The sequence below is a fragment of the Cysteiniphilum sp. GTC20157 genome, assembly GCF_055396795.1.
On record NZ_AP044698.1, the window covers coordinates 2,192,071 to 2,204,075 of the forward strand.

At 40.5% G+C, this 12,005-nt stretch carries 9 protein-coding genes and 1 pseudogene; all 10 read left to right on the top strand.

Features of this window, described 5'->3' with window-relative positions; translation table 11 throughout:
* Positions 1–4 precede the first annotated feature (4 nt).
* A complete protein-coding gene (locus ACZ5V8_RS09925; RefSeq protein ID WP_440617213.1) occupies positions 5–2,629 on the top strand; it encodes an LPS-assembly protein LptD in 2,625 nt (874 codons plus the stop codon).
* A 261-nt stretch (positions 2,630–2,890) separates the two neighbouring features.
* A complete protein-coding gene (locus ACZ5V8_RS09930) occupies positions 2,891–4,246 on the top strand; it encodes a peptidylprolyl isomerase (RefSeq protein WP_464217647.1) in 1,356 nt (451 codons plus the stop codon).
* Positions 4,247–4,269: 23 nt separating this feature from the next.
* Positions 4,270–5,046: a 16S rRNA (adenine(1518)-N(6)/adenine(1519)-N(6))-dimethyltransferase RsmA gene (gene rsmA / locus ACZ5V8_RS09935; RefSeq protein ID WP_464217648.1), complete on the top strand. Its 777-nt coding sequence runs from the start codon at positions 4,270–4,272 to the stop codon at positions 5,044–5,046.
* Positions 5,047–5,877: a symmetrical bis(5'-nucleosyl)-tetraphosphatase gene (locus ACZ5V8_RS09940; RefSeq protein ID WP_440617217.1), complete on the top strand. Its 831-nt coding sequence runs from the start codon at positions 5,047–5,049 to the stop codon at positions 5,875–5,877.
* Positions 5,878–6,324 carry a type II 3-dehydroquinate dehydratase gene (gene aroQ / locus ACZ5V8_RS09945; RefSeq protein ID WP_440617218.1) on the top strand — a complete coding sequence of 149 codons (447 nt, stop codon included), beginning with the start codon at positions 5,878–5,880 and terminating at the stop codon, positions 6,322–6,324. It begins immediately after the preceding gene.
* 142 nt (positions 6,325–6,466) lie between these two features.
* Positions 6,467–6,946 carry an acetyl-CoA carboxylase biotin carboxyl carrier protein gene (accB, locus tag ACZ5V8_RS09950; RefSeq protein ID WP_464217649.1) on the top strand — a complete coding sequence of 160 codons (480 nt, stop codon included), beginning with the start codon at positions 6,467–6,469 and terminating at the stop codon, positions 6,944–6,946.
* A gap of 48 nt (positions 6,947–6,994) precedes the next feature.
* Complete coding sequence (gene accC / locus ACZ5V8_RS09955) at positions 6,995–8,344, top strand: acetyl-CoA carboxylase biotin carboxylase subunit (protein WP_464217650.1); 1,350 nt, start codon at positions 6,995–6,997, stop codon at positions 8,342–8,344.
* 4 nt (positions 8,345–8,348) lie between these two features.
* Positions 8,349–9,242, top strand: coding sequence for a 50S ribosomal protein L11 methyltransferase (gene prmA / locus ACZ5V8_RS09960; RefSeq protein ID WP_464217651.1), 894 nt, complete (start codon positions 8,349–8,351; stop codon positions 9,240–9,242).
* Positions 9,243–9,296: 54 nt separating this feature from the next.
* Positions 9,297–10,235: pseudogene (dusB, locus tag ACZ5V8_RS09965) on the top strand (tRNA dihydrouridine synthase DusB).
* Between the two features lie 419 nt (positions 10,236–10,654).
* Positions 10,655–12,004: a tRNA uridine-5-carboxymethylaminomethyl(34) synthesis GTPase MnmE gene (gene mnmE, locus ACZ5V8_RS09970; RefSeq protein WP_464217652.1), complete on the top strand. Its 1,350-nt coding sequence runs from the start codon at positions 10,655–10,657 to the stop codon at positions 12,002–12,004.
* Position 12,005: the final 1 nt, after the last annotated feature.

A 12,005-nucleotide genomic window follows, 5' to 3' on the forward strand; every position in this document is an offset into this window, starting at 1 on the left:
TTCAATGAACAAATTTACAAATTTACACCGAAAAATTTTGCCCTTGGCAATGCTTTGCGCCATCCCTGGTATTGGACTTAGTAAAATCACCGTTGAAAATCCTTTGCAGAAAGCTTGGCAATGTAGCGCCGACGGTGATGCGTGGAAATGTATTGAAGTTAATAACAATAATGCCGACTTATTTAAAAAAGGCGTGTTACCTAAAGAAAAGAAGCAAATTATTGCTGATGCCTTAGGCTGGGTTCCCACAAACAATCCAAATAATATTTGTGGCGGTTACTATTATCAGACACCGATTAACAAAAACCCCTCTGATGAAGCCAAAATCAATGCCCAACAGTATCAATATGCCCGAAGCGGGACTATTACTGCAGAAGGTGCAGTTGAGGTTAACAAAGGTAATCAATACCTTGCTGCTGACAAGGCTGTTTTAAAACAAAACAAAGACAAAAAAATCGATCAGATTGACTTAACCGGTAACGTTAACTTGAGTCAACCTGGGCAGCTGGCGATTGGCTCACAAGGACAAGCTAATATCAGCACTAACACAGCAACACTTGATGACACTTACTATTTAATTCGAGTACGCCAAAAGCCTGGTGGATCAATGGCGAATCTAACCTCTGATGAAATCGGCAACAAAGCCAATAACTTCACAGGTTACGCTCATGGTCATGCCAAGCAGATCATTCAAAAGAGCAAAACGGATTACACGCTAAAAAAAGCAACCTATGCCACAGATAATCCCTACGGCAATGACTGGATGTTAAGCGCCACGACGATTGACCTTGATCGAGAATCCGGCTTAGGAACCGCTTATAACACATTATTTTATGTTAAGGATGTGCCTATTTTATATTGGCCATATATGACTTTTCCGATTGATAACCGCCGACGCACCGGTTTTTTATATCCAACGGCAGGCTACAATAGCAATTCTGGTTATTATTTATCCACTCCTTTTTATTGGAATATGGCGCCTAATTATGACTTGTTATTAACACCAACCATTTACAATCATCGCGGAATCTTACTAGATGGTAACTTCCGTTATCTAACTGAAACACAAAGCGGCAATCTTGATGTGCAATATATGCCGCATGACAGACGCAATAACACGGATCGCAAAGCTCTCTCTTTTACTGACAATGGTCAATATGGCAGAAACTGGTCAAGCTATATCAACTACCAATACATTGGTGACAAAGATTTCTACAATGACTTTGATAGTGACAATATTGGTCTTTCAACACAAACTTTACTTGATCGTCAAGCCTCGGTTAGTTACAACGATCCACACTGGAATTTCAATACAACTGTGCAATCATACGATGTCATTGATGATACGATGTATCTGGCGAACCGACCTTATTCAACTTTGCCTCAAATCAACGCCAATGCAACTTACCCAGGGCTCCTACCACACATGGATTTCAACTGGGACAATCAGTTCACCTACTTTACTAAACCGAGCTTAAATGGCGTATCACAAGTTGAAGGTCAACGTTATTATAGCGCGCCGAAAGTAAGCTTCCCTTTTCAGAAAAGCTGGGGCTTTTTTACGCCATCACTGACGCTATCTGAAACTGCATATACTTTGCAAAATAGAAGCGCAGTAACTTCAACAAGCACTACTAACTTCAGTCAGAATCAATATCCTGAGCAGAATATCATAAGAAGTTTGCCAATTATTAACATTGACACCGGCTTATATTTTGATCGCAAATTTAGTTTCAATGATCATAACTACACACAAACGCTAGAACCACGACTATTTTACACATACATTCCGTATCAAAACCAAAGCAATATCCCATTGTTTGACACATCTATAAGTAACTTCAGTTACGCATCTTTATTCCAAAACAATATCTTTACTGGAATTGATCGCATTAACAATGCCAATCAAATCTCTTACGCACTTGAGACTTCGGTCAATGACCAAGACACCGGTATGAATGTATTGAGCGCCGGCATCGGGCAGATTCTCTACTTTGCGAATCGCAAAGTATCGTTGTGTTCTGGCACAAACGCTAATTGCGCGAACTCGTATGTACCTTTCCACGACAGCTTCACTTCTGATATTGCGGCATTTTTTAATTATCGCTTTTTGCCACATTGGCAATTAATGACCTCAGGCACTTACAACCCGATCAACAATAATGTCGACTCACAGACTTATCAAGTCCAATATATGCCTGATAATAGCCACATCTTTAATGTGGCATATCAAAACATCAAAAATAACTACGCCGCATTAACGCCTGCAGAAATTCAGGCAGGCAACTTACCTGATCCATTATCACAAGTGACTGTTTCAAGCATATGGCGCTTAACACCACATTGGTCAGTCACCGGTCTTTGGAGTTACGCATTTAACTCAAGACATACGACAAATATGTTTGCCGGCATTCAATACGATGCTTGCAGCTGGGCGGTGCGTTTCTTGGCACAACGCTATGTTAACTCATCAAGCGACCCTAACAACCCAACCAACATCACAGGACCATTGACCAATGCCTTTATTGTTCAGTTTGAATTAAAAGGATTAGGCGGCAGTAGTGAAAGCTCGCTTGATGAGCGTCTAACCATGATTCCAGGCTATACACCAAACGGTGGTTTTAACTAACGCTGAGAAAGACTATTCAACACCTATACCCATCGTAAATCATTTTGCGATGCTTAATGCTGAAGAAGTTTTTGATGATTTTGAGCGATTGAAGTGCAGATAATAGCTAGGACTATTAACAAAATTCGATCGCTCAAAAGTGCTAAAAATTCAATAGCAGAAATAGTGTAAAATGGTTTGTGATGGGTATAACTATGTGTATATAATGCTAGGCATTACTAAGCTTTAGTTGATTTTTTCATGCACTTACGCACTAAATTCATGGCTTTTGCCAGCACACTTGCTCTTAGCTCTTTGGCACTTGCTAACACACCTCCTGCCTTGCTACAAAAACCGGGCGTCACACATGCGCAAAACACCACCATCAAAGGCAAACATTTAATCAACGAGATTGTTGCCATCGTTAATGATCAGGCGATCACCTTAGAACAATTAAATATCGAAGTTGCCAAAACCAAAGCACAACTTGATAGCAATCCCAATGCGCAAATTCCAGACAATCTAACGCTGCAACGCCAAGTCTTGCAGCAATTGATCAATCAAACCATTGCCCTACAAATGGCAAAACGTCAAGGGATCACGGTTAGCGATGATGAAGTCAATAACTCAATCGCCGAAGTAACCGCACAAAATGGCATTACATTGGCACAGCTCAAAGAAAAACTTAAATCCTCAAAATTAGACTACAGCACCTATTATCAAACGGTCAAAGATCAACTCATTATTAACAAACTACAGCAGCGTGCCGTGGCAGGTAAGGTTTATATCTCACCAACAGAAGTTGATAAGTATATTAAAAAGCACTTCAGTGATAATCAGACTGAGTACTTAGTTAACAATATCGTTTTATCTTTACCTGAGAACCCAACGACTGAAGATCAACAAAAAGTCATAGCCCAAGCAAAAGAGATTATCCAATCGATTAAAGACAAGAAAACCACCTTTGCTGATGCTGCCAAAAAGTACTCACAAGCAGGTAATGCAAGTAGTGGTGGTTCGCTTGATTGGAAGACACTTAACCAACTGCCAAGCATTTACCAAAATGAAGTTGAAACGCTACAAAATGGACAAATTAGCACCCCATTTATTGCTAATGGCAGTGTTCAAATTATTGAGCTCGCTGACAGCAAAACACCGGATAGTGCCAAACACTTTGTTGAGCAATATCATGTTCAACAAATCGTGATCAATACGTCCCCTGTGATGACTGACAATGATGCTAAAGCCAAATTAATGCGTATTTTAACCGCCCTTGACAATCACCAGTCATTTAGCGACCTTGCCAAGGCAAACTCTGATGCGCTTGATAATGCCGATAATGGTGGCGACATGGGCTGGATTAGCTTAAACACTCAACCGCCAGCACTAGCACAAGCGATTAAAGCCGCTAAACTAAAGAAAGTAAGCGCACCTTTTAAGGTAAACAATGGTTGGCAAATCATTGAGGTGCTTGCAAAGCGCAAAGAAGATGACACCGCTAATTATCAAAAAGAGCAAGCAATGATGGCGTTATTTAACGAGAACGCACAACAAGCCTTAAAAACTTGGATGTTATCATTGCGTGATAGCGCCTATGTAGAGATTGTTGATCAAAATTTAAATTTGCCTGAGGCATAAAAAATAAAAATAAGAGACATTAAATGCATAAAGCCAAAAAGTCTTTAGGGCAAAATTTTTTACAAGATGAAAACATTATTGCCAATATCATCCATCAATCTGGAATAAAAGCAGATGATGATGTTATTGAGATTGGCCCTGGTCTTGGCGCATTGACACGCCATATTCTTAAAATCACCAAAGCTATCCAAGTGATCGAATTTGATGAAGATGTGATCCTACCATTAAAAGCTGCTTGCGCGATGTACGGCAAACTTAACATTTGCCAACAAGATGTACTCACCGTTAACTTTAATGACTTTTATCATGGCGAAAAAATAAAGCTCATTGGTAACTTGCCTTATAATATCTCCTCACCGATTCTTTTTCATTTAATCAAATACGCACCGCTTTTTAAAGATATGCATTTTATGCTACAAAAAGAAATGGTTGATCGTGTTGCTGCCACTCCATCCGAGAAGAACTATGGTCGCTTAAGTGTCATGCTGCAATATCACTTCAAATGTGAAGCGTTATTCACTGTTCCGGCAACTGCATTTCACCCTAAACCAAAAGTCGAATCGCGCATTCTGCGCTTAACTCCATATAATGAACTACCATTTATTGCTAATGATTACATGCTTTTTGCCAAGGTCGTTAAACAAGCTTTTCAGATGCGTCGCAAGACTTTGCGCAACAATCTCAAGGCGCTTGTGCCCTCAGGTGAACTAGAGAACTTACCCGTTGATTTAACACTTCGCCCTGAAAATCTAAGCGTTGCTGACTTTGTTAAGCTAAGTAACCATATAGGAGCACTATAAATGGCGAGTTATGTGATTGGTGATGTTCAAGGTTGCTATACCGAATTGATGCAATTAATTGATAAAATTCAGTTTAATCCTAACGATGACAAGCTTATTTTTGCCGGTGACGTTGTTAATCGCGGGCCGCAATCGCTCGAAGTGCTGCGCTTTATTAAATCTTTAGGCAAATCTGCCAAAGTGGTTTTAGGCAATCATGATTTATATCTTCTTGCCATTGCCTATGGTTATTTACCAACTGCTAAAAAAGACACACTTAACCGCATTCTAGAAGCGGATGATAAAAGCGAATTACTCCAATGGTTGCGTCAACAACATTTTCTTTACAGCCATAAAAAACACATCATTACTCATGCCGGTATCCCACCAATCTGGTCACTTAAAAAAGCCAAACGCTTGGGGCTTGAGCTTGAATTTGTATTACAAACCGATATGTGCTTTCAGCTTTTTATGAGCAACCTATTTGGTAATGAGCCTAATTTTTGGCAAGATGACTTAGAAGCAGTTAACCGTTGGCGCTGCATTGCTAACTACTTCACACGCATGCGTTTATGTGATCAGGATGGTCGTTTGGACTTTTCTTTTAAAGGTGAACTTAAGAACAAACCTGATCATCTTGATGCATGGTTTAATATTCCTAATGCCAAAATTGATGCCAAATACACACTTGTGTTTGGTCACTGGGCAGCACTTAATGGTGTGAGCAATAATCCACGCTGCATTGCAATTGATACAGGTTGTGTTTGGGGTGGCAAATTAACGGCTTACTGCATTGATACACAGGAAATCCATCAGGTTGATGCAATTAATTTAATTAAGGAGAGCGAATAAATGGCAAAAATATTGGTTATCCATGGACCTAATTTAAACTTACTAGGTCAACGCGAGACGGATATTTACGGCACTGCAACATTAGACAATGTAAATAACAAGCTTATTGAGCTTGCTGAGTCAAAAAAAATGCATTGCAGCTGTTTTCAGTCAAACCATGAAGGCGCGATTGTTGATCAATTGCAGCAAGCTCAAGGCAATTATGACTTTATTATCATTAACCCAGCAGCTTACACACATACTAGTGTCGCCATCCGTGATGCACTCCTTGCCATCAACATCCCTTTTATTGAAACACATTTATCGAACCCCGATAAACGCGAGCTTTTTCGCCATCATTCTTACTTATCTGACATTGCTTACGGCATCGTTTCCGGTATGGGGGCTAAAAGCTATGAACTTTCCATGCATGCGGCGATTGATTATTGTCAACACAATTGCATATAACGGTTTACAAGATAATATCTAGATAAAACCCACGCCTAAAAAGCGAAAACAACACGTGACATTTTGATCATTTGCCGCAACAATGTCTGGTTGGAATGAGTTAAACATAAAGTTAAATTTAAACAAAGGTTAATTAAAACAGATGGATATTCAAAAGATTGAACAACTGATCGCATTGATTGAAAAATCAAATGTTAACGAAATTGAAATCAAAGAAGGCGAAACTTCCATTCGCATCACTGGCAGTCATCCTCAACCTGTGAATGCTTTGGCTCCACAGCAATTTATTCATCATACCCCTGCTGCTATGCCGCAACAAACTGCTACTTTTGAACCACAAACTCAACAAGCTGCATCTGCTGCAAAACCAGCTGAAACCTTGCCACAAGGCAAACAGGTTAAGTCACCGATGGTTGGCACTTTCTATCAATCGCCTTCACCGGGTGCTTCTTCTTTCGTCACTGAAGGTCAAGCCGTAAAAGCAGGTGATACCTTATGTATTATTGAAGCAATGAAGATTATGAATCAAATCGAAGCTGATCACTCTGGTACTGTGCTTAAAATTCTTGTGGAAGATGGTTCCCCCGTTGAATACGATCAACCACTTTTCATCATTGGCTAAGCCAATCACTTATTGATAGACACAAAAATAGTTTTTAACAGGTTCGATATGATTAAAAAACTCTTAATTGCAAATCGCGGTGAAATCGCGCTTAGAATCCTTCGCGCATGTCGTGAACTAGGCATTAAAACCGTTGCCGTTCATTCAACGGTTGATCGCGATTTGATGCATGTAAAACTCGCTGATGAAACCATTTGTATTGGGCCTGCCAGCCCCACAAATAGCTATTTGCATATTCCTGCAATTATCGCTGCCGCTGAAGTGTCTGGCGCTGATGCAATTCACCCAGGTTATGGCTTTTTATCAGAGAATGCTGACTTTGCCGATGCCGTAGAATCTAGTGGCTTTATCTTTGTTGGTCCACGCGCTGAAAGCATTCGTGTGATGGGGGATAAGGTTGCCGCGATTAAAGCGATGAAAGAAGCAGGTGTGCCATGTGTACCTGGTTCCAATGGTCCAATTAGCAAAGAGCCACAAAAAAATCTAGCGATGGCTGATAGCATTGGTTATCCAATTATGATCAAAGCTGCCGGTGGTGGTGGCGGTCGTGGCATGCGTGTTGTGCGTAAAAAAGAAGACTTACTGAAATTTATCGAAATGACACAAGCTGAAGCAAAGATGGCGTTTAATAATGACATGGTTTATATGGAGAAATTCCTTGAAAATCCGCGTCATATTGAAATTCAAGTCTTTGGTGACGGTGAGGGCAATGCCATTCATTTATTTGAACGCGACTGCTCAACACAACGTCGTCATCAAAAAGTCATTGAAGAGGCGCCTGCTGTAGGATTAACTGACGAGCAACGTGCTGAGATCGGCAAACGCTGTGTTGATGCTTGTAAGATGCTTAAATATCGCGGAGCTGGAACTTTTGAGTTCTTATACGAGAATGGTGAATTCTACTTCATCGAGATGAACACACGTATTCAGGTGGAACACCCAGTGACTGAGTCAATCACCAATATCGATTTAATCAAAGAGCAAATCCGCATTGCTTCAGGTGGTTCACTAACATTTAAACAAGAAGACATCAAGATCATGGGGCATGCAATTGAGTGCCGTATCAATGCTGAAGATCCTGAGAAAATGATGCCTTGCCCTGGCAAGATTGATATCTATCACGCCCCAGGTGGACCTGGTGTGCGTGTTGACTCACACATTTATTCTCAATACTTCGTGCCACCTAATTATGACTCAATGATTGCTAAAGTAATCGTTCACGCACGCACACGTGATATCGCCATTCAGCGCATGCAAAGTGCACTTGAAGAAATGATTATCAGCGGCATTAAAACAAATATTCCATTGCATCATAAAATTCTTGCTGAGCGCGAATTCCAAAATGGTGGTACTAATATCCACTATCTTGAAAAAATGCTAGAGCGTGATAAAGCATAAAATCATGTTGTGGAAAGAACTATCCCTTACCTGTCTTAAAACTAATCTTGAAGCATTAGAAGACTATCTTTTAGCACAAGGCGCTTGTTCTGTTACTTATCAAGATGCTAAAGATCAGCCAATTCTTGAACCTAAAGCAGGCGAAAATCCGCTATGGGATGAAGTGGTTTTAGTTGCACTTTTTACTGAAGAATATCAGCTATCTGACATTACCACATCACTTGATGAAAGCGCATTAAAGCTCAATATTATTGGCGACATTCATACACGTGAATTTGCTGATCAAGATTGGACACGCACGTGGATGGACGATTTCAAACCGATGCAATTTGGGCATCGCTTATGGATTTATCCAAGTTGGTGCACACCAGAAATCCATAGTGACGATCAAGTCAACATCCTCCTTGATCCAGGGCTTGCCTTTGGTACAGGGACACATCAAACAACTGCTTTGTGTCTTGAATGGCTTGAGCATCATGTCACTGCCAAAGATCATGTAATCGATCTGGGTTGTGGCTCTGGCATTTTGGCAGTTGCTGCCAAGAAACTAGGCGCGCATGACGTCATTGCTATTGACAATGATCCACAAGCGATTTTAGCAACCCACGCTAATGCTGAGAAAAATGACATTAATGCTAATTTCGCGGCTTTCCTACCAGATGAAGCACCTAAGTCAGTCAAAGCCGATATTTTAATTGCCAATATTCTTGCCGGTATCTTAATTGACCTTAAAGAAATTATTGCTGATTTTGTTAAACCGCATGGCAAGCTTGCTTTATCGGGTATTTTACAAGAGCAAGTGGATGATATTATCAAAGCATTCTCACCTTATTTTGTATTAAATGAACCCACTTTCAAGGATGAATGGACATTAATATCAGGCATTCGCAAGCCGTAAAAAAGCATGAAAATCGGTCAGTTTCACTCAGATAATATTTTATTTTTGGCACCCATGGCAGGCGTGACTGACTTACCCTTTCGTAAGCTGTGTAAAACACATGGTGCCGGTTGGGTCGTATCAGAAATGGTTTGGTCACACAAGCATCTATATGAAACGACCAAAACACAACGCCGTATTGATCATAGCGATGAGGTCGCCCCCAAGATTATTCAAATCGCTGGCGGGGATCCTGATATGCTTGCTGAATCAGCGATTTTAAACGTTGAAAAAGGTGCCGATATTATTGATATCAATATGGGCTGTCCGGCTAAAAAAGTCTGCAATAAATTAGCAGGCTCTGCACTGATGCAAAATGAGCAGTTAGTCGATGAGATTCTCTGTGCCGTCGTAAATGCAGTCAATGTCCCTGTGACCTTAAAGATTCGTACTGGTTGGAGCAAGGATAATAAAAATGCCTTAAAGATTGCGCAGATTGCAGAGAATGCGGGTATTCAAACACTTACTATTCATGGTCGTACGCGCGATTAGAAATATACCGGAAATGCTGAATATGATCTCATTGCTCAAATTAAACAGCGCATTAATATACCCGTCATTGCTAATGGTGATATCACCACACCTGAAAAAGCCAAACAAGTCCTTGATTATACCCAAGCCGATGCACTGATGATTGGCAGAGGCGCGCATGGCAATCCTTGGCTATTTCAGCAAATAAATGATTTTTTGCACACTGGTAGCTATCAACAAACACCTAGCTTCACGCAAAAATTAAACACCATTCTTGAACATGTTAAAGCCATGCATTGCTTTTATGGTGATTACATGGGCGTACGTTTTGCGCGCAAACACATTACTTGGTATTTTGAGCAAATCCCAGAATTTGATTTGACTCAAGCCCGTCAACTCTTTAATAAATTAACAACGCCTAAAGCTCAGATTGATTTTTTAACCAATACTGTTCGCCGCACCCTGAGCACAGCCGAAGAATAGTTATGAAGGTGAGTGACAATAATAGCAATACATACGTTGGCTGAGCGTTAGTCGAAGCCATCTGCTGCTTCTGTACTACCCTTTAACTTCGCTCAAGTTGCAGAAAATAGTTCATGGTTGTTTAGCTTATACAATTTAACTACAGTGAGTGAGGTTACGCACTTCCTCTATTTCAACACCCCGCCTCGCAAGCTCGGCACCCCTCTTGCAAAGAGGGGAATTGGGCGATGGTGATTTTAATTCCCCTCTTTGCAAGAGGGGTGGCAGCCGTAGGCTGACGGGGTGTTTGTAAAATCATAGTCTCCGCCAAACTGAGTAATTGCAATAATCACATGCATTAGCTCAATTAAGTTATTTCCGATGGATATAAAATCCGTTATCCTAACTCGCATATTTTGTATTATTTACTTAACGTGAAAATGTCCATTAATTCTGACACAATTGCCGCAATCGCTACAGCACCTGGAAAGGGTGGCGTGGGTATTATTCGCATTTCTGGCAAAGACGCCTACGCAATTGCGCATAAGATTACACAAACGCCTCTTAAAGCAAGACATGCTCACTTTCTGCCATTTAAAGACATCAATGATGAAACATTAGATCAAGGCATTGCATTATATTTCAAAGCACCTCACTCCTATACGGGCGAGGATGTTGTTGAGCTGCAAGCCCATGGCGGTCCTGTGGTATTAAATCTTATTTTGCAAACTGCTATTGAACACGGTGCACGCCTTGCCAAACCCGGTGAATTTACTGAACGTGCTTACCTTAATGACAAAATTGATTTAGCCCAAGCAGAAGCGATTGCAGATATGATTGATGCTTCATCTGAACAGGCAGCTAAGTCAGCGATGCGATCATTACAAGGAGATTTCTCTCAGCATATTGACACCTTAGTTGAATCTTTAATTCACTTACGCATTCATGTTGAAGCAGCGATTGATTTTCCTGAAGAAGAAATCGACTTTTTAGCTGATGAGCATATCAAAACACAATTATTACAAGTTGGGCAGAATGTTGACTCAGTGCTGCATAACTCCAAACAAGGTGCACTATTACGTGAGGGAGTTGAGATCGTCATCGCTGGCAAACCAAATGCCGGTAAATCAAGCCTATTAAACGCCTTAGCCGGCAAGGAAAGTGCAATTGTTACCGATATTGAAGGAACCACTCGTGATACCTTACGTGAATATATCCAAATCAACGGCATTCCCGTGCATATTATTGATACAGCAGGACTTAGAATTAGCAGTGATGTCATTGAAACCGAAGGTGTCAGACGCGCACTAGAGGCAATTAAAAAAGCGGATCATATTCTATTAGTTGCTGATATTAACGACACCAAAGATAAAAAAATCACCGAGCTTGCACCTGAGTTTTTCACGCATATTCCATCACATATCCCGATTACTTACATTTACAACAAAGTCGATCTAACTGATAACAACAGCGAGAATCATGATAATCACCTATATATCTCTGCCAAGCATGATATTGGCATCAATAAATTACGCGATTATCTGCTTAAAGCCATTGGCTATGAGCAGACAACTGAAGGCATTTTCACTGCAAGAAAACGTCATATTAATGCCCTAACAAAAGCACAAGATCATCTGGAAATGGCATTTAGCCACTTAATACATAAAGATGGTGAACTATTAGCCGAAGAGTTAAATCTCGCCCAAAAGCAGCTTTCTTTGATTACTGGTGAGTTTAGCGCCGATGATCTTCTGGGTGAGATATTTAGTAGTTTTTGTATTGGGAAATAGA

Excerpts from the sequence above, each read along its gene's own strand:
- ACZ5V8_RS09940 (WP_440617217.1), top strand. The coding sequence starts at position 5,047 with ATGGCGAGTTATGTGATTGGTGATGTTCAAGGTTGCTATACCGAATTG.
- rsmA (WP_464217648.1), top strand. The coding sequence starts at position 4,270 with ATGCATAAAGCCAAAAAGTCTTTAGGGCAAAATTTTTTACAAGATGAA.
- accB (WP_464217649.1), top strand. The coding sequence starts at position 6,467 with ATGGATATTCAAAAGATTGAACAACTGATCGCATTGATTGAAAAATCA.
- ACZ5V8_RS09930 (WP_464217647.1), top strand. The coding sequence starts at position 2,891 with ATGGCTTTTGCCAGCACACTTGCTCTTAGCTCTTTGGCACTTGCTAAC.
- ACZ5V8_RS09925 (WP_440617213.1), top strand. The coding sequence starts at position 5 with ATGAACAAATTTACAAATTTACACCGAAAAATTTTGCCCTTGGCAATG.
- aroQ (WP_440617218.1), top strand. The coding sequence starts at position 5,878 with ATGGCAAAAATATTGGTTATCCATGGACCTAATTTAAACTTACTAGGT.
- accC (WP_464217650.1), top strand. The coding sequence starts at position 6,995 with ATGATTAAAAAACTCTTAATTGCAAATCGCGGTGAAATCGCGCTTAGA.
- prmA (WP_464217651.1), top strand. The coding sequence starts at position 8,349 with ATGTTGTGGAAAGAACTATCCCTTACCTGTCTTAAAACTAATCTTGAA.
- mnmE (WP_464217652.1), top strand. The coding sequence starts at position 10,655 with ATGTCCATTAATTCTGACACAATTGCCGCAATCGCTACAGCACCTGGA.